The following is a 17,151-nucleotide window of genomic DNA, read 5'->3' on the forward strand; positions in this document are numbered from 1 at the left end:
GGAAACGCACCCGGGTCTTCTCCTTGTTCGCTTGGCGGGGCGCGATGCCCTTGTCCGGGTCCGGCGTTGCCCCCACCCCCGCCGCCGGCCTGCCCGGCTCCGGCGGTCCCCGGCACCGGCTGCGCGCCGTCGACCGCGACGAGGTGGTGGACGTCGCGGACCTGCTGCCGCCGGGCGCCACCTGGCTGCCCGCACCCCCGCACGCCCTGCCGTCGCTGCCGGGGCGCCCGCCGATGGTCGGCTACCTGGTGCTCGTCCCGGCCGACCAGCAGGCGCCGTTCCCGCCCGAGACCGGACCGACGGCCGTGCCGTCCCGGCCGGACGCGCAGGACGGCGACGCGCTCGTCCGGATCGACGCCGCCCGGCGCACCGCGTCCGTGGACGGACGGGAACTCGACCTGACGTACCTGGAGTTCGAACTGCTCGCCCACCTCGTGACGCATCCTCACCGGGTGCACACCCGCGACCAGCTGGTCACCACGGTGTGGGGCTACGGGCACGTGGGCGACGGCCGGACCGTCGACGTGCACGTGGCCCGGCTGCGGCGCAAGCTCGGCGCGGCGCACCGGCAGACGATCCAGACCGTGCGGCGCGTCGGCTACAAGTACACGCCGTCCACGGGGCGCTGAGCGTCTGCTGTCGGCAGAGCCCCGTTCCCCGCGGGCGGCGGGCCGGGCACAGTGACCGCATGAGGCTACTGGTGCTGGGCGGTACGGAGTTCGTGGGGCGGGCCGTGGTGGAGGCGGCGCTCGGGCGCGGCTGGGAGGTGACCGTCTTCCACCGCGGGCTCCACGCGCCGCCGCCCGGGGTGCGGGCGCTGCACGGTGACCGCACCGCGCCCGACGGGCTCTCCGCCCTGGCCGACGGCTCCTGGGACGCCGTCGTCGACACCTGGTCGGCGGCGCCCCACGCGGTGCGGGACACGGCGCGGCTGCTGCGCGAGCGCGTCGGCCGGTACGTGTACGTGTCGAGCTGCTCGGTCTACGCCTGGGCCCCGCCCGCCGGGTACACCGAGGAGGCGCCGCTGGTCGACGGCGCCTCGGCGGACGCCGGCCGGCTCGACTACGCCCGGGACAAGCGCGGCGCCGAACTCGCCGTGTCGGCCGCCTTCGGCGCGGACCGCTCGGTGCTCGTCAGGGCCGGGCTGATCCTCGGCCGCTACGAGAACATCGGCCGCCTCCCCTGGTGGCTGAACCGCGTCGCGCGCGGCGGCCCGGTCCTCGCGCCCGGCCCGCACGGCCTGCCCCTCCAGTACATCGACGTCCGCGACCTCGCCGACTGGGTGCTCGGCGCGGTCGAGCGGGAGCTGAGCGGCCCCTACAACCTGGTCTCCCCGCCGGGGCACACCACCATGGGCGCCCTGCTCGAAGCCTGCGTGCGGACGACGGGCGGCGCCGCGGAGCTGCGCTGGACCGACCCCGGCACCCTGCTCGCCGCCGGTGTCGAGCCCTGGAGCCAGCTGCCGGTGTGGACACCGCCGGGCAGCGAGCTGCACGACGCCGTGCAGAGCGCGGACGTCTCCCGGGCGCTGGCGGCGGGCCTGCGCTGCCGGCCCGCCGAGGACACCGTCGCCGACACCTGGAGCTGGCTGCGCGACATCGGCGGCACGGCACCCCACCGCCCCGACCGCCCGCCGGTCGGCCTGGACCCGCAGACGGAGGCGGAGATCCTCGCCGTGGCGGACGGGCCCGGCGCAGGTGTACCTGGCACCACCCCCTGAGCGGGTGCCCGGCCCAGTGACCGGCGCCGCCGCCTCCGCAAGACTGACGGCATGAGCATCGAGACGAAGAACGGGAACCGTTCGGAACGCACCCGGGGTGTGGCGCTGTCGGCCGTGCGGGGACTCGCGGTCGCACTGATCGCCCTGCCCGGGGCGGTGCTGTGCTTCTGCCTGGCGCTGGTGTCGATCGCCCTCGTCCCGATCGGCGTCGGCATCGTCACCACGCCGTGGGTGCTGACCGGGGTACGGGCGTTCGCGGACTGGCGGCGGCTGCTCGCCGCCCGGTGGGGCGGGGTGCGGATCCCGCGGGCGTACCGGCCGCTGCCCGCGGACGCCAACCCGTGGGCGCGCACCTTCGGGATGCTCCGTGACCCGGCGACCTGGCGGGACCTGCTGTGGCTGCCCGTCGACATGACGGCGGGCTTCGTCACCGCGCTGCTGGCCTTCGCGCTGGCGCTCTACCCGCTGGAGGGCTTCGCGATCGCCGCCGGGCTGTGGCGGGTGCTGCCCGAGGGGTACTGGTACGGGTTCGTCCGGGTCACCGACCAGACGTCCGCCCTCTACGCCGCCGGCCTCGGGGCGGTGCTGCTGGCCGCCGCCTACTGGCTCACCCCGCTCCTGCTGCGCGCCCACTTCCGGCTCACCGGCGCGGTCCTCGGCTCCGGCCAGGGGGAACTGGCCGAGCGGGTGCGGGTGCTGACCGAGACCCGTCGCGACGCCGTCGACACCTCCGCCGCCGAACTGCGCCGCATCGAGCGGGACCTGCACGACGGGGCGCAGGCCCGGCTGGTCGCCATGGGCATGGACCTCGGCACCGTCGAGGCGCTGCTGGAGAAGGACCCGGCCAAGGCCCGGGAACTGCTCGCGCAGACCCGTGCCTCCTCCGCCGAGGCCCTGACCGAGCTGCGCGAACTCGTGCGGGGCATCCACCCGCCGGTGCTCGCCGAACGGGGTCTCGGCGACGCCGTGCGGGCCCTGGCGCTGCGGCTGCCCGTAGCGTCCGAGGTGAACGTGGACCTGCCCGGCCGCGCCGAGGCACCGGTGGAGGCCGCCGCCTACTTCGCGGTCAGCGAGGTCCTCACCAACGCCGTGAAGCACTCCGGCGCCGACCGGCTCTGGATCGACATGCACCGGGCCGAGGGACGGCTGCGCGTCACCGTCACCGACAACGGCAAGGGCGGCGCGGTGGTCGGAGCGGGGTCGGGGCTGGCCGGAGTGGAGCGGCGGCTCGGTACATTCGACGGCGTCCTGGCCGTCAGCTCGCCCGCGGGCGGCCCCACCATGGTCACCATGGAGATCCCTTGCGCGTAGTCCTGGCCGAAGACCTGTTCCTGCTGCGCGACGGCCTGGTCCGGCTCCTCGAGGCCCACGACTTCGAGATCGCCGCGGCCGTCGAGACCGGCCCCGAGCTGTCCCGGGCCCTGGCCGAACTGGAACCGGACGTCGCGGTGGTCGACGTACGGCTGCCGCCCACGCTCACCGACGAGGGGCTCCAGTGCGCCCTGAAGGCCCGCCGCGACCGCCCGGGGCTGCCGGTCCTGGTGCTCTCCCAGCACGTGGAACAGCTCTACGCGCGCGAGCTGCTGGCCGACGGCAACGGCGGGGTGGGGTATCTGCTCAAGGACCGGGTGTTCGACGCCGAGCAGTTCGTGGACGCCGTGCGGCGGGTGGCGGCGGGCGGTACGGCCATGGACCCGCAGGTCATCCAGCAGCTGCTCAGCCGGCGTGCGGCGGAGGACCGGCCGCTGGAGCTGCTGACGCCCCGGGAGCTGGAGGTGCTGGAACTGATGGCGCAGGGCCGGACCAACGCGGCGATCGCCGGGCGGCTCGTCGTGACGGAGCGGGCGATCGCGAAACACACCGCGAACATCTTCGCCAAGTTGAGCCTCGAGGTTTCGGACGACGACAACCGCCGTGTCCTGGCGGTTCTCGCCTATCTGGACCGCGGACGCTGACCTTTTCACCCCTCTCACGCGTCCCACGGGCCCCGGCAATCTCCGTGACGGGTGAACACCCCTGCGGCGGCTTCCGTATCCATGGGAGCCGCTTCACTCCTGTCGGGCGCCCTCGATGCCCCGCAAGGAAGTCAGAGGAGTTCCATGGGACGCAATACAAGAAAACGCCGTTCGCCGCTGGCCACCAAGGTCGTAGCCGGGGCGGCGGCCCTGGCGGTCGGCGGGGGCGGGCTGGTCTGGGCCAACTTCTACGCCTCGGCGCACGAGTCGGAGTCGTCGCACAACCGCACCAGGTCCGCGGGGGCGCAGGTCGCCACGATCCAGTGCCCGGACGTCGGCCAGAAGCTGCGGAAGGTGCCGAGGGGAGCGCGGGCCGGCGTCGACAAGGAACTGGCGCAGCTCGACAAGCAGATCACCGAGGCATACGCACGGCTCGCGTCGACGCGCCAGGCACAGTCCGGTGACGCGAGCTACGTCCAGAACGCCATCCTCGGCCCCCTCAAGTCCAAGCGGACCGCCGCCCTGGACCGGATCGGGACCAACATCCGGCGGGTGGGCGGCAACGCCCCGCAGGGTCTCGACCGCTTCGCCGAGTGCCGGGGCATGGGCGTCGACCAGCCGAACGACGGCAACGGGAACGGCGACGAAGGGAACGGCCAGGACGACCAGAACAACGGCGGCCAGGGCCAGGACGACGGTCAGGACGGCGGCCAGGGCCAGGACGACGGTCAGGACGGCGGTCAGAACCAGGACGACAACGGCAACGGTGCCGCGGGTCCGGTGGCCGACGACTTCATCGACATCAACGATGTCCAGCCGGGCACCCGCGACAGCCAGAACGGTCTGGCCGCCAACGGCGACAGCGGCTCAACCGGCTCCTTCACCACGGACTGCGGCGTCAACGAGAACAACCTGTTCAACAGCGACAACCTGATCGCCGCCCCGGGTGTCGACAACGGCGCGCACCACGTGCACGACTACGTCGGCAACCAGGACAACGACGCCTTCTCCAGCGACCAGGACCTGGCCAACGCCGACACCTCGTGCCAGAACCAGGGCGACAAGTCCACCTACTACTGGCCGGTGCTGCGGCTCCAGGACGGCACCGAGGAATTCGACGCCAACGACCAGGGCGGTGGCGCCGAGGGCAACATCGGCAGGATCCTGAAGCCGGCTCAGGCGGAGCTGAAGTTCGCCGGCAACCAGCAGGGCGACGTGGTCGCGATGCCGCAGTTCCTGCGCATCATCACCGGCGACGCCAAGTCCCTGACCAACGGCGAGGCGAACTCCAACAGTTCGTGGAGCTGCACCGGCTTCGAGGACCGGCAGGTCACCGACAAGTACCCGCTGTGCCCCGAGGGCAGCCAGGTGGTGCGCACGTCCAACTTCCAGAGCTGCTGGGACGGGCAGAACATCGACAGCGCCAACCACCGCGACCACATGGCGTTCGTCCAGCAGGACGGCAGCTGCCCGAACGGCTTCCAGGCCATCCCGCAGCTCCAGGTCCGCCTGGTGTACGACATCCCCACCCCGACCGTCGAGAACGGCCAGGTGCAGAATCCGTACGCCGTGGACAGCTTCCCGGAGCAGCTGCACAAGCCCATCACCGATCACAACGACTTCATCAACGTCATGGACGAGAACCTGATGAACGAGGTGGTCGACTGCATCAACGCCGGTGAGGACTGCCAGTAGTCCCACCTGGAGCCGGGTGAGCAGGCAAGCGGGCCGGTGGCGGATCTTCCGCCACCGGCCCGCTTCGTCCTCCCCGGATCGGTCAGCCGCCGTGCCCGGCGTGTTCGCCGCCTCCGCCCGAATGGCCACCGCCGCCGTGCACCGTTCCCTGCTCCAAGGTTCCGCCGAGCCTGCCGCGCAGGCCGGCCACCACGTCCTCGTGGCCGACGGCGACCCACTTGCGGCCGACGAGGTAGAAACCGCCGTAGTCCTTGGCCGTGTTGATCCACTCCCGCTGGCCGCGGTCGGTGGAGAAGGTCGCGAGGACGTACTTCTCGTCGCCCTGCTCGCAGATGGCCTGACGGATGGTGTCTGCGTCGGTCTGCATGTTCGGGGCGCACTTCGCCTCGGCGGCCAGGTGTTCCAGGCTGCCGGTCGCCGTCTCCGGCACGGCGGCCTCGCCGTCACCGCCGGATCCGCAGCCCGTCAGCGCCAGTACCGCCGCCAGGGCGGCCGTCGCGAGCATCGGTCGGGTCAGCCTCATGTGTTCCTCCGGTCCGTTCCGGCGACATGCCGCACGGAGCCCCGGCGAGGGGCTCTGGTCATCGGTACGGGCGCGGGGCCCGAAGTATTCACGGATGCGGGTGACCTTCTGGTGGCACCCGTGCGAAAGTGGCGCCGTGGACCAGGACTGGGAAGACCGCGTGAACGCCGCCTGGACGGCGTTCGACGCCTACGCCGAAGACGACGCCGCCGAGTTCCGGGCGGTGATCGACGCCCTCGCCGACGAACTGCCGGCGGACAGTCCGCTCGCCCTGTTCGAGAGGGCCTGCGCCTGGGACTCCACCGGTCACTCCGACCGCGCCGTGCCCCTGTACCGGGAGGCCCTGGAGCGCGGACTGGGCGACGCGAGCGCGTACAAGGGGCGCCGGGCGAAGATCCAGCTCTCCAGTTCCCTGCGCAACACCGGGCACCCGGAGGAGGGCGTGAAGCTGCTCTCGCCGGAACTGGTCGCGCCCTCGGACGAGTTGGACGACGCCGTACGGGCCACGCTGGCGCTCTGCCTGTCGAGCATGGGCCGCGACCGGGAGGGCCTGTCGCTGGTGCTCGGCGCCCTGGCCCCCCATCTCCCGCGCTACCAGCGGTCGATGGCCGCCTACGCCCGGCTGCTGGTGGAGCCGGAGGAGTAGCCCTCCCCCGCGCCGGTGACGGCCCACGGTGACCATCGCCCCGTTCGCTCGTTCTGCTGAACGTGCAGCCACAGGATGTCGCCCCGCGCCCCGCACCGCCCGCAACCTCCTCGGCCGACCCGGTCGTCGACGTCGAGCAGGCCGAGGCGGCGCTCGTCGAGCACTATCCGCGCCTGGCCCGGCTGGCCTATCTGGTGCTGCCGCCGGGGCTCGGCCGCGGCCGCCGCGTCCTGACCGCGCACGCCCTCACCCAGCGCGCGCTGCCCCGCGGCCGGACGACGACCCCGGTGATCCCGGCCCAGTCGACCGGTCAGGAGGTCGACCCCGGCTACGCCCTGGTCCGCCTGCGGGTCGTCCGTACGGCACTGGAGGCGGGCCGTCCGCTGCGTCGGCGGGCCTGGCCCACGCGGGCCCAGCTGCCGCCCCTGCTGCCGCACGTCCGCGGTCTCAAGCTGTTCCCGCGTTCCGGCGGCGCCGACGAACTCGCCCTGGACCAGCGGCTGTCCGCGCTCTCCGGACCGGCCCGGGCGGCCTACGCGCTGCGGGGCCTGGAGGGGCTCTCCGAGGACGGTGTCCGCCAGGTGCTCCGGGCCGCCGGGGCCGAGGACGTGGACGGCGCCCTGCGGGAGGCCGGCGCGCTGCCGGACGCGTACGCGCTGCTCGGCTCCCCCGAGTTCGACCCCTGCTCCCTCCAGGCCCGGCCGACCGATCTGCTGCGCCGGCGTCGGCACACGAAGGCCGCGCTGGTCGCCGGTGCGGCCCTGGTGGTGTGCGGGGCGCTGCTGGGGCTGCCCGGCGACGGCTGGGGTCCGGACGGTGCCGCCGCCCCGGCGTACGCGCAGAACCCGGCGGCCCGGGCGGCCCTCGATCCCGGCAGGCTCACGAAGGTGGCCCCCACCGCGTGGGAGACGTCCGCGCGCACGGACTTCTCGGTGTGGCCGGCCCGCGGTGACCGCACCGGCGACGAGGAGCTGCTGCGCCGCGCCCTGGCCGTCTGGGCGCGGCCCGGCGAGAGCGTGGGGGTGTCCGCGACGCCGGGCACCGCGACCGGCGGCCCGGCCGGGCCGCCGCAGCTGCTGTACGCCGGGGACGTCGACAACGCGCGCGTGGTGATCCTCCACGACGGTCTGCGCCTCGTCCGGTACGCCGAGCCGAAGGACGGCACGGCCGGTGCCGCCCTGGACCTGGCGCGGACCGACGGGGCCGACCGGGCGGGGGCGACCGCGGTGGTCCTGGGCCGGACCGACGGCAACGTCCGCTACCTGACGGCGCCCTGGGTGACGAGGGCGGCCGGGCGGGACCTCGGCAAGCCGGACGCCGGGGCGCGGCAGCTGGCGCTCACCGACGGTGTCACCGCGCCGCTGGCCAGCCCGGTGCAGCAGCGGTCGGGCGCGTGCGCGTCCTGGAACGTGCTGGAGCTGACCGACGGCGCGGGCACCCGCGTGGTGACCGACCTCGGCGAGCTGGTCCCGGCCCGTCTGACCACCGGCCGACCCGGCTCGGTGCGGGACGCCTCGGGCCCTGAGGCGCTGCGCTCCTGGGCGCCGTACGCCTGCTCGTTGGGCGCGGTGCGCGGGCAGGGGGTGCGGTCGGTGAACGCCTGGGAGTTCGCGAAGCAGCCGCTGCCCGACTCGACCGGGTCGGGCGCCTGGGTGTGCACCCGCGCCGAGACCTGGCGCGGCGACGGGGCCCGGGTGCTGGCCCAGTTCCGCACGCCGGGCGGCACGCAGGGGGCGGTGGCGGCCAAGGCGCAGTCCGTGCCCGCCTGCGGCGAACGCGACCCGCACGTGCTGGCCGGGGTGCTGTGGAAGTCGGCCGGCGGGCACTGGTACCTGCTCGCCGCAGGCAGCCGCGACACCGAGTCGATCGAGGCGACGGGCGGCATCAGCGACTCGGCGGACGGCAACCTGCTGACGGCGAAGGCCGAGCAGGGTGCCCGCGCCGAGCTGAAGGGCATGCTGGAGGGCGGCCGGACCATCGGCGGGCTGCGCTAGCGGCCCCCGGGCCACCGCCCCCACCACGTCTGCTGACATCCGCGTCAACAAGTGGCGGCACGAGGGTTCCCCAGACCCTTACCCGTCAGTACATTGACGCCATGTCTAACACGCATGTCCCGCTCAAGGCCCGCAAGGTGTCCTTCGCCTGGGAGGCCACCCCGCTGCACTGGGTGCCGGGGGACCCGTTCACGACGCACACCATCAACGTGCTGCACCTGCTGCTGCCCGCCGGGGAACGCTGGTTCGTGCACGTCTACAAGCAGGTGCTGCCGCTCATCCGGGACGAGCGGCTGCGCGAGGACGTCATCGGGTTCATCGGGCAGGAGGCGATGCACTCCCAGGCCCACGACGAGGTGCTGCCGCACCTGCGGGACCAGGGGCTCGACCCGACGCCGTACACCGCGCAGGTCGACTGGCTCTTCGAGAAGCTGCTCGGCGACCGCACCCTGCCGCCGGGCCGGCCGCGCCGCTGGTGGCTGATGGAGCGGGTGGCGCTGATCGCGGCCATCGAGCACTACACGGCGTTCCTCGGCGACTGGGTGCTCAACGCCGAGGCGCTCGACCGGCACGGCGCCGACCCGACCATGCTGGACCTGCTGCGCTGGCACGGCGCCGAGGAGGTCGAGCACCGGTCGGTGGCCTTCGACCTCTTCGAGCACCTCGACGGGGGGTACGCGCGGCGGGCCCGCACCTGGGCGACCGCGTTCGCGGCCCTGGTGTTCCTGTGGCAGCGCGGTGCCCGGTTCTTCATGGCGAACGACCCGACGCTGACCGACGGCCGCGCCACCTTCGGCGACTTCCACCGGCGCGGGCGCAGTGGCCTGCTCCCCGCCACCGGCGCCGTACTGCGCTCCATACCCGGCTATCTGAGCCGGGACTACCACCCGTCCCGCTTCGGCTCCACCGAGCAGGCCGTGGCCTATCTCGCGGCCTCCCCCGCCGCCGTGGCCGCCGAGAAGACCCAGGAGGCGTCCGCATGAGGACCAGAACGACGGCTCTGCTGCTCGCGGCCGGTGCCGCGCTCGTCGCCCGGCGCGCGCTGCGGCGCCGCGTCCAGGGCTCTCCGCTGTGGCCGATGCCCGCCCTGGACCCGCCGGTCTCGGGACGGCCGCGCTCGCGCGCGCTGACGCTGCTGGTCACCTCGCGGGAGCTGGTGGCCGACGGGGTGGTCCGGATCCGCCTGGAGGGTCACGACCTGCCGCGCTGGGAGCCGGGGGCGCACCTGGACCTGGTGCTGCCGTCGGGTCTGGTGCGGCAGTACTCGCTGTGCGGCGACCCCGAGGACACCTCGTCGTACACCGTCGCCACACGGCTGGCCGAGGACGGGCGGGGCGGTTCGCGCGAGGTGCACGAGCAGGTGCAGGAGGGCACGGAGCTGGAGGTGCGCGGGCCGCGCAACCGCTTCCCGCTGGTCGAGGCGCCCGCGTACGTCTTCGTCGCCGGCGGCATCGGCATCACGCCGGTGCTGCCGATGCTGCGGGCGCTGCCGGAGGGCGCCGAGTGGCGGTTGCTGTACGGCGGCCGGACACGGGCCTCGATGCCGTTCCTGGAGGAGATCGAGAAGCTGGACCGGGACGGCGGGAGGGTCACCGTGGTCGCCGAGGACGAGGACGGGCGGCCCGGGCTCGACGCCTTCCTGGCTCAGCTGCCCGAGGGCACGGCCGTGTACTGCTGCGGCCCGGAGGGGCTGATCGCGGCCGTCGAGGAACGCCTCCCGGCGGGCACCGCCCTGCACCTGGAGCGGTTCGCGCCGCGCACGACGGCGGGCGGTGACGCGGAGTTCGAGGTCGAACTGCACCGCAGCGGGCGCACGCTGACCGTGCCCGGCGACTCGTCGGTGCTGGCCGCCGTACGGGCCGAGCTGCCGGGCACCCCGTACTCCTGCGAGCAGGGCTGGTGCGGGACCTGCCAACAGAAGGTGCTGGAGGGCGAGATCGATCACCGGGACGAGCTGCTGACCGACTCCGAGCGCGACGACTCGATGCTCATCTGCGTGTCCCGTGCCCGCGGCACCCGGCTGGTGCTCGACATGTGAACGCCGATGTCCGGTCCGGCCCGTTCGGGGGCTGGATTCGATCGGTAAGGTGTTCGTATGACTACCGGGGTACGCCGCAGAATGGGCGTCGAGGAGCGGCGGCAGCAGTTGATCGGCGTCGCGCTCGAACTGTTCAGCCGCCGCTCGCCGGACGAGGTGTCCATCGACGAGATAGCGTCGGCCGCGGGCATCTCGCGCCCGCTGGTGTACCACTACTTCCCCGGCAAACTCAGCCTGTACGAGGCCGCGTTGCAACGTGCCTCGGACGATCTTGCGGCCCGGTTCGTGGAGCCGGCGGAGGGTCCGCTGGGGGCCCGGCTGCTTCGGGTGATGGGGCGCTACTTCGACTTCGTCGAGGAGCACGGGCCCGGTTTCTCGGCCCTGATGCGCGGCGGTCCGGCGGTGGGCTCCTCGACGACCAACGCCCTCGTGGACTCCGTACGGCAGGCCGCGTATGTCCAGATCCTTTCGCACCTGGACGTCACGGATCCGCCCGCACGGCTGGAACTGGTCGTCCGCTCCTGGATCTCGCTCGCCGAGTCGACGGCCCTGATCTGGCTGGACGGACGCCGCATCCCGCGCGCCGAACTGGAGACGCAGCTCGTGCACGACTTCGCCGCGCTGACCGCGGTGAGCGCCGCCTACGACGAGGAGATGGGCGCCCTGCTGCGCCGCGTCATCGAGGCCGAACCGGCCGACGGCCCGTTCGGGGACCTGGTCGGCCGGCTGATCGCGCTGGCGTCCTGAGCCCCTGTCTCAGACCTCGGCCTTGCGGTAGGACGGGTCGAGGTCGCGCACCTCGGCCGACAGGTGCAGGGTGACGCCGTCCCTGGGCCCGACGTGCTTGCGGAGCAGCTCCACCACGGCCTCGGTGAGCCGCGCCTTGGCCTCGTCGGAGCGTCCGGCGAGCAGCGCGATCGACACGTCCACGATGGCGTGCCGCTCCTTCTCGGCGCCGACGGCCGCGTCCTCGGCGCGCAGGACGCGCGTCTTGCACGCCTCCAGCCGGGCGGCCACCGTTTCCACGATCACCGGGTGCAGGGCGAGGGCGAACTCCTCCCAGTCGACGTCGTCGACGTGTCCGGAACGCTCGATGGTGATCTGCGGCATGGGTGCTCCTGTTCTACGGCGGACAGGAGCACCCTAACCGCAGCGTTCCGCTAGCCCGCGCGGGTGAAGACCGCGACCGTGCGCGCCGGGACCGTGAAGGTCCCCGACGCCTTCGCGTAGGCGGCGTCCCGGACGACCGGGTCCGCTCCGGACGCCTGGGCCGGGTGCAGCCGGTAGCCGGTCCCGGCCGACCCGCTCAGCCGCTGCCGCTGCTCCTGCGGGGTCGCGTTGAAGACGACCACCAGGTCACCGAGGCGCATGGTGATCACGCCGGGTGTCTCGTCCTTCCCGGAGAGCGGGAAGGACAGCCGGGACTGCACCTGGCCCGCCGTGGCGAGGGAGAAGTCCCGTTCGCCGGTACGGATCTTCAGCAGGTCCTGGTACGCCGCCGAGGCCCCGGTGATCTGGGGGCAGCCGACCCGCACCGCGCCCAGCAGGGGCTTGGCGTACGGCCACTTGTCCTGGTTGTCGGCGGCCGGCGGCAGCCCGCGTCCGAAGCCGTTGCCGTCGGCGCAGCTCCAGTGGATGGCGTTGAACCAGTCCCCGCTGTCGTAGGAGTTGCGGTCCAGCGACTTGGAGCGCAGCAGGTCGGTGCCCGCCTGGGAGAGCGCCGGGCCCTGCGAGAGCGCGGCGGTCGCCATGGCGAGGACCTGCATGCGGGCCCGGTCGGCGGCGGACGTGTCCTTCGGCAGCTTGAAGGCGAGCGCGTCGAACAGGGACTCGTTGTCGTGCGCGTCGGCGTAGGCGAGGGCGTCGCCGGGTGCCGCCGCATATCCGGCGGGGGCGCCGTTGTAGTCGACCTCGGAGCCCTTGACCTCCTTGCCGCCGGTGTCGGTGAAGCGGTATCCGGCCAGGTTCCCGGAGAGGCCGACCTTGATCAGGTCCTGGTAGTGCAGCAGGCGGGCCTTCTGCTCGGCCTCGGTGCCGTTGGCCTGCGAGGAGTTGGGGTCGGTGAACAGGCCCGAGGCGAAGCCCTGGACGCCGGGGTCCTCGTCGAAGGGGCCGCCGCCGCGCACGGCGTCGCGGGCGCGGTCGGAGAAGGTGGCGACGCCGGTGCCGGCCATGTTCTTCTGGGTGGCCTGGGTGAAGCGGGCGTCGTCGGCGACCTCGCCGAAGTTCCAGCCCTCGCCGTACAGGACGATCTTCTTGCCGTCGACGCCGTCCTTCTTGAGGGTCAGCGCGTCGAGGGCCTCGCGGACGGCGAGGATGTTGGCCTTCGGGTGGTGGCCCATGAGGTCGAAGCGGAAGCCGTCGACCTTGTACTCCTTGGCCCAGGTGACGATCGAGTCGACGACGAGCTTGCCCATCATGGCGTTCTCGGTGGCGGTGCCCGCGCAGCAGGTGCTGTTCGCGACCGAGCCGTCGGCGAGGAGCCGCTGGTAGTAGCCGGGCACGATCCGGTCGAGGACGCTGGTCCTCGCCTGACCGCTCGCGGCGGTGTGGTTGTAGACGACGTCCATGACGACGCGCAGCCCGTCGTCGTTGAGGGCCTTGACCATCTCGCGGAACTCGACCGTGCGGGCGGTGCCGTCCGGGTCGGTGGCGTAGGAGCCCTCGGGGACCGTGTAGTGGTACGGGTCGTAGCCCCAGTTGTAGGCGTCCTTGGCGGCGGCCCGGGCCACGCACTCCTGCTGCTTGCCGGAGTCGGCCGGCAGCGCGGCCAGGTCGCAGTCGACGGTGGTCTGGTCGGACTTCTTCTCGGGGATCGTGGCGATGTCGAAGGCCGGGAGCAGGTGGACGTACGAGGTGCCCGCCTCGGCCAGTTCGCGCAGGTGCTTCGAGCCGTCGCTCCGCTTGTCGGTGAAGGCGAGGTAGGTGCCGCGGTGGCCGGCGTCCGCCGTCCGGTCCGCGACGGAGAAGTCACGGACGTGCAGTTCCTGGATCTGGGCGTCCCTGAGCGGCACGGCCCTGGGCTTGTCGTAGCTGTTCCAGCCGCGCGGGGCGAGGTCGCGGTCGGTCAGGTCGACGACGAGGCTGCGCTCCGAGTCGGTGGTCAGGGCGAGCGAGTAGGGGTCGGTGACCTTGTTGGTGACGACCTCGCCCGCCTCGGGCGCCCACACCGTCACGGCGTACCGGTAGGCCTCGCCCTTCCAGGAGCGGGGGCCGGTGACGGACCAGACGCCGGAGTCGTCGTCGCGCCGCATCCGGACCGTGCGGTCGCCGATCTCCAGCCGCACGTCCTGCGCGGTCGGCGCCCACAGGGAGAGCGTGGGGCGGCCGTGCCGGAAGACGGCGCCGAGGTCGGCCCCGGTCGCGTCGTCCGCGTACAGGTCGTCCAGGGCGCCGGCGATCTGCACGCCGGTCGCCGCGAGGACGGCGCCGGTGGCGGCGCGCTGGGCGGCGACGACCTGGCCGCGCAGGGCCTCGCGGACCCGGTCGCGGTCGCGCGGGTCGACCGACCAGGCGGCGTACTCCTTCAGGTGCGGGTACTTCGCCTTCTGGGCGTCGGTGAGGGCGGTCTTGGTGAGGCGGAGCCAGGTGGCCTCGTCGTCGCCGGTCAGTCTGCCGTTCGCGGCCTTGACCGAGCCGGTGCGGGAGGCGAGCAGCTGGGTGGAGGCGGCGCCCTCGGCGCCGTTCCAGGCGATGGTGTCCCGGTCGATCCAGACCGCCTTGGAGGTGGCGAGGTCGACGGCCGCCGCCGAACCCGCGGGCTGTGGCAGCAGGTACTTCTCCTGGCCGCTCAGCAGCCACACCTCGTGGCCGTCGGCGGTGAGGTCCAGGGCCTGGTCGGTGGGCAGGTCCTTTTCGTCGCCCTTGTGGATGATGTAGCCGAGGCCGGTGGCGCCCTCGGTGAGCGGTACCTCGAAGACCGCGCCGTAGGAGTCGGTCCGCACCGGCTGGAGCGGTTTCGCCCAGTCGGTGGGGTTCGCGGCGCCGCTCCAGACGTGCAGGCCCCAGCCGTCGTAGTTCCCGTCGGCGCGGTGGTAGTTGAGGACGGCCTTGGTCTTGTCCTGGGCCGGGTACTCGGGCCGTTCGGTGACGACCTGCTCCTTGCCCTGCTCGATCCAGACCTCGCCGCTCCGGGTGACGTCGATGGTGCGGTCGGCGGCGACGTCCTTGTTGCCGTCCTTGTCGACGACGAGGAAGCTGACGTCGCTCGCGCCGGGCTTGAGCTTGACGTGGGCGAAGGCGCCGTAGGCGTCCCGGCCGATGAAGGGGTGGCCGGCCGGCCACTCGGTGGCCTCGCCGTCGGCGAGGTCGCCCCAGGCGTACAGGCCCCAGTCCTCGTAGTTCCCGTCCGCCCGCTTGTAGTGGACGATCGCGTGGTCGCGGGAGGCGGCGGCGGGCGGCTCCTCGACCGGCGGGGTGCCGGTCGTCGAAGCGGCCACGGCGCTCGCGGTGCGGCCCGCCGAGTCGACGGCGACCGCCTTGTAGCGCAGGGCGGTGCCGGCCGGGGTGTCCTCGCCGATGGTGTGGGTGACCTTGTAGGGGGCGTGGTCGGCGGAGCCGAGGGTGCGCCACTGGCCGTCGCCGGTCTGGGCGGCGAAGACGACGCGGTTGAGCTGTCCGCCTTCGACATCGGCGGTCAGGTCGACGGTGCCGGTGGCGCCGGGGTCGGGGGCGGTGAGGGTGATCGTGGGCTTGGTGGCGGGCTCGGGGAGCCTGCCCGCGGCCTTGAGGACGACGGCCGACCCGGCGGGCACGGTGACCGTGACCTTCTTGTCGGCGCCGGACCTGGCGTCGTCGTCGGTGCCGTAGAGGGCGCGGAAGGTCATGTCCGCCGAGCCGGTGGCGAAGGTGGCCGTCCGCGCCTCGTCGGCGTTGTTGAAGGCGACGACGTACTCGGTGCCGCGTGCGGCGTCGGTACGCGAGAAGGCGTAGACGCCGGCGCCGTCGGCCGCGTAGCGCTCGGTCTGGACGCCGTCGGCGAGGGCGGGGTGGGCCTTGCGCAGCTTGGCGAGGGTGCTGATCTGCCGGTACAGCGGCGCGTTCGGGTCGTAGGCCGACTCGGCGTGGGTGCGGTCGGTGCCGAGCTGGTCGTCGTCCAGGTAGTCGGCGGTGCGGGAGGCGAACATCGGCTGGCGGGCGTCCTTGTCGCCGCCCGCGCCGGTGAAGCCCTGCTCGTCGCCGTAGTAGACCACCGGGTTGCCGCGGCTGAGGAACATCAGCTCGTTGGCGAGCCGGTCCTTCCTCAGCAGTTCGGCGTCGGTGGCCTCCGGGTCGTCCTGCCTGAGGAAGGTGCCGACGCGGCCCATGTCGTGGTTGCCGAGGAAGGTGACCTGCTCGTACGCGTTGGCCTTGTCGGTCGTGTACTTGTAGTCGTCGCCGAAGACCGAGGCGAGCTTCTGCGCGCTGCCGCCCTGGGAGGCGTACGCGCGGGCCGCGTCCTGGAAGGGGAAGTCCAGCGTGGAGTCCAGGCGGCCCTCGGTGACGTACGGGGAGGTGACGGAGGTGTCGGCGGAGTAGACCTCGCCGAACATGAAGAAGTCGTCGCGGCCCTTCTTCGCGGCGTACGCGTCCAGCGCGGTCGCCCACTGGGTCCAGAACTCCATGTTGACGTGCTTGACCGTGTCGATGCGGAAGCCGTCGATGGCGAAGTCCTTCACCCACCGCTGGTAGATCTTCTCCATGCCGCTGACGACCTCGGGCCGTTCGGTCCACAGGTCGTCGAGGCCGGAGAAGTCGCCGTACGTGGTGGACTCGCCGGCCCAGGTGGAGTCGCCCCGGTTGTGGTACATCGCCGGGTCGTTGAGCCACTGCGGAACCTTGAGGTTCCTCTTCGCGGCGGGGACGGTGGGTGTGCGCGGGAAGGAGCCGGTGTCCACGCGGGGGAAGGCGCGGTCGCCGTCCGCGTAGTCGGCGTCGTCGAAGGGCTTCCCGTCCTCGGTCAGGTAGGGGAAGGCGCCCTTGGAGAGGTAGTCGTACGACTTCTCCTCGTAGTCCACGACGTCGGCGGTGTGGTTGGTGATGACGTCGAAGAAGACCTTCATGCCCTTGGCGTGCGCCTTGGAGACGAGGTTCTTGAGGTCCTGGTTGGTGCCGAAGTGCGGGTCGACCTGGGTGAAGTCGGTGATCCAGTAGCCGTGGTAGCCGGCCGAGGCGTTCTCCCCGGTGCCCTGCACGGGCTGGTTCTTGAAGATGGGCGCCATCCAGATGGCGGTGGTGCCCATGCCCTTGATGTAGTCCAGCCGGTCGGTCAGTCCCTTGAGGTCGCCGCCCTGGTAGAAGCCCTTGTCGGTGGGGTCGTAGCCGGTGGCGAGCCGGGTGCCGGTCAGGCCGCCCTTGTCGTTGCGGGTGTCGCCGTTGGCGAAGCGGTCCGGCAGGACGAAGTAGAACTGCTCCCGGGTGAGGTCGTGCCGGGCGTCCGCCTTCGCGAGCTTCGCGTCGGACGGGGGCGCGGGCGGAGTGTCGGCCCGCGCGGCCAGCGGCGGGAGGAGGGCTGCGGCGAGCGCGGTCACGGTGACGGCCGCGACCCGTCTCACTCGTGCGGTGCGGCGCGCGACAGGCACCGGCCATCTGGGTATCACGG

13 protein-coding genes are annotated in these 17,151 nt (G+C 72.8%); 10 read left to right on the forward strand and 3 right to left on the reverse strand.

Annotation, left to right across the window (positions count from 1 at the left end):
* The first annotated feature begins 44 nt into the window (after window positions 1–44).
* From DMH12_RS16710 to DMH12_RS16730, 5 genes are all read left to right on the forward strand, one after another.
* Complete coding sequence (locus tag DMH12_RS16710; protein WP_125492376.1) at window positions 45–629, forward strand: winged helix-turn-helix domain-containing protein; 585 nt, start codon at window positions 45–47, stop codon at window positions 627–629.
* A 59-nt stretch (window positions 630–688) separates the two neighbouring features.
* Complete coding sequence (locus DMH12_RS16715; protein ID WP_125492377.1) at window positions 689–1,720, forward strand: SDR family oxidoreductase; 1,032 nt, start codon at window positions 689–691, stop codon at window positions 1,718–1,720.
* A gap of 51 nt (window positions 1,721–1,771) precedes the next feature.
* Window positions 1,772–3,031, forward strand: coding sequence for a sensor histidine kinase (locus DMH12_RS16720; protein ID WP_125492378.1), 1,260 nt, complete (start codon window positions 1,772–1,774; stop codon window positions 3,029–3,031).
* Window positions 3,022–3,675 carry a response regulator transcription factor gene (locus DMH12_RS16725; protein WP_125492379.1) on the forward strand — a complete coding sequence of 218 codons (654 nt, stop codon included), beginning with the start codon at window positions 3,022–3,024 and terminating at the stop codon, window positions 3,673–3,675. Before DMH12_RS16720 ends, DMH12_RS16725 begins: the two co-directional genes overlap by 10 nt.
* Window positions 3,676–3,819: 144 nt before the next feature.
* Window positions 3,820–5,370: a DUF1996 domain-containing protein gene (locus DMH12_RS16730; protein ID WP_125492380.1), complete on the forward strand. Its 1,551-nt coding sequence runs from the start codon at window positions 3,820–3,822 to the stop codon at window positions 5,368–5,370.
* An 82-nt stretch (window positions 5,371–5,452) separates the two neighbouring features.
* On the opposite strand, the gene DMH12_RS16735 is transcribed toward DMH12_RS16730, so the two are convergent.
* Window positions 5,453–5,893, reverse strand: coding sequence for a hypothetical protein (locus tag DMH12_RS16735; protein WP_125492381.1), 441 nt, complete (start codon window positions 5,891–5,893; stop codon window positions 5,453–5,455).
* A 94-nt stretch (window positions 5,894–5,987) separates the two neighbouring features.
* Between DMH12_RS16735 and DMH12_RS16740 the strand changes: the two genes are divergently transcribed.
* The 5 genes from DMH12_RS16740 to DMH12_RS16760 all read left to right on the forward strand — a co-directional run bounded on the left by DMH12_RS16740 (window position 5,988) and on the right by DMH12_RS16760 (window position 11,318).
* Window positions 5,988–6,539 carry a tetratricopeptide repeat protein gene (locus tag DMH12_RS16740; protein ID WP_125492382.1) on the forward strand — a complete coding sequence of 184 codons (552 nt, stop codon included), beginning with the start codon at window positions 5,988–5,990 and terminating at the stop codon, window positions 6,537–6,539.
* Window positions 6,540–6,601: 62 nt separating this feature from the next.
* Window positions 6,602–8,533: a hypothetical protein gene (locus tag DMH12_RS16745; RefSeq protein WP_125492383.1), complete on the forward strand. Its 1,932-nt coding sequence runs from the start codon at window positions 6,602–6,604 to the stop codon at window positions 8,531–8,533.
* Between the two features lie 101 nt (window positions 8,534–8,634).
* The gene (locus DMH12_RS16750; RefSeq protein WP_125492384.1) at window positions 8,635–9,516 is read left to right on the forward strand and encodes a metal-dependent hydrolase; all 882 of its coding nucleotides are present in this window, start codon (window positions 8,635–8,637) and stop codon (window positions 9,514–9,516) included.
* The gene (locus DMH12_RS16755; protein ID WP_125492385.1) at window positions 9,513–10,571 is read left to right on the forward strand and encodes a PDR/VanB family oxidoreductase; all 1,059 of its coding nucleotides are present in this window, start codon (window positions 9,513–9,515) and stop codon (window positions 10,569–10,571) included. The genes DMH12_RS16750 and DMH12_RS16755 overlap by 4 nt, the downstream gene beginning before the upstream one ends.
* An 81-nt stretch (window positions 10,572–10,652) precedes the next feature.
* On the forward strand, window positions 10,653–11,318 hold the full coding sequence (locus DMH12_RS16760) for a TetR/AcrR family transcriptional regulator (RefSeq protein ID WP_185832360.1): 666 nt from the start codon (window positions 10,653–10,655) through the stop codon (window positions 11,316–11,318).
* 9 nt (window positions 11,319–11,327) lie between these two features.
* On the opposite strand, the gene DMH12_RS16765 is transcribed toward DMH12_RS16760, so the two are convergent.
* Window positions 11,328–11,681 carry a 5-carboxymethyl-2-hydroxymuconate Delta-isomerase gene (locus DMH12_RS16765; protein WP_125492387.1) on the reverse strand — a complete coding sequence of 118 codons (354 nt, stop codon included), beginning with the start codon at window positions 11,679–11,681 and terminating at the stop codon, window positions 11,328–11,330.
* 50 nt (window positions 11,682–11,731) lie between these two features.
* The gene (pulA, locus tag DMH12_RS16770) at window positions 11,732–17,149 is read right to left on the reverse strand and encodes a pullulanase-type alpha-1,6-glucosidase (protein ID WP_185832357.1); all 5,418 of its coding nucleotides are present in this window, start codon (window positions 17,147–17,149) and stop codon (window positions 11,732–11,734) included.
* Between the last annotated feature and the right edge of the window lie 2 nt (window positions 17,150–17,151).

Origin of the sequence: Streptomyces sp. WAC 04229, from assembly GCF_003947455.1 — a bacterium.
Lineage (GTDB): Bacteria > Actinomycetota > Actinomycetes > Streptomycetales > Streptomycetaceae > Streptomyces.

Bases quoted from the DNA above. Each gene is read 5' to 3' on its own strand.
- DMH12_RS16760 (WP_185832360.1), top strand. From the start codon at position 10,653: ATGGGCGTCGAGGAGCGGCGGCAGCAGTTGATCGGCGTCGCGCTCGAA.
- DMH12_RS16730 (WP_125492380.1), top strand. From the start codon at position 3,820: ATGGGACGCAATACAAGAAAACGCCGTTCGCCGCTGGCCACCAAGGTC.
- DMH12_RS16765 (WP_125492387.1), bottom strand. From the start codon at position 11,681: ATGCCGCAGATCACCATCGAGCGTTCCGGACACGTCGACGACGTCGAC.
- DMH12_RS16750 (WP_125492384.1), top strand. From the start codon at position 8,635: ATGTCTAACACGCATGTCCCGCTCAAGGCCCGCAAGGTGTCCTTCGCC.
- DMH12_RS16740 (WP_125492382.1), top strand. From the start codon at position 5,988: ATGCGGGTGACCTTCTGGTGGCACCCGTGCGAAAGTGGCGCCGTGGAC.
- DMH12_RS16755 (WP_125492385.1), top strand. From the start codon at position 9,513: ATGAGGACCAGAACGACGGCTCTGCTGCTCGCGGCCGGTGCCGCGCTC.
- DMH12_RS16720 (WP_125492378.1), top strand. From the start codon at position 1,772: ATGAGCATCGAGACGAAGAACGGGAACCGTTCGGAACGCACCCGGGGT.
- DMH12_RS16710 (WP_125492376.1), top strand. From the start codon at position 45: ATGCCCTTGTCCGGGTCCGGCGTTGCCCCCACCCCCGCCGCCGGCCTG.
- DMH12_RS16735 (WP_125492381.1), bottom strand. From the start codon at position 5,893: ATGAGGCTGACCCGACCGATGCTCGCGACGGCCGCCCTGGCGGCGGTA.
- DMH12_RS16715 (WP_125492377.1), top strand. From the start codon at position 689: ATGAGGCTACTGGTGCTGGGCGGTACGGAGTTCGTGGGGCGGGCCGTG.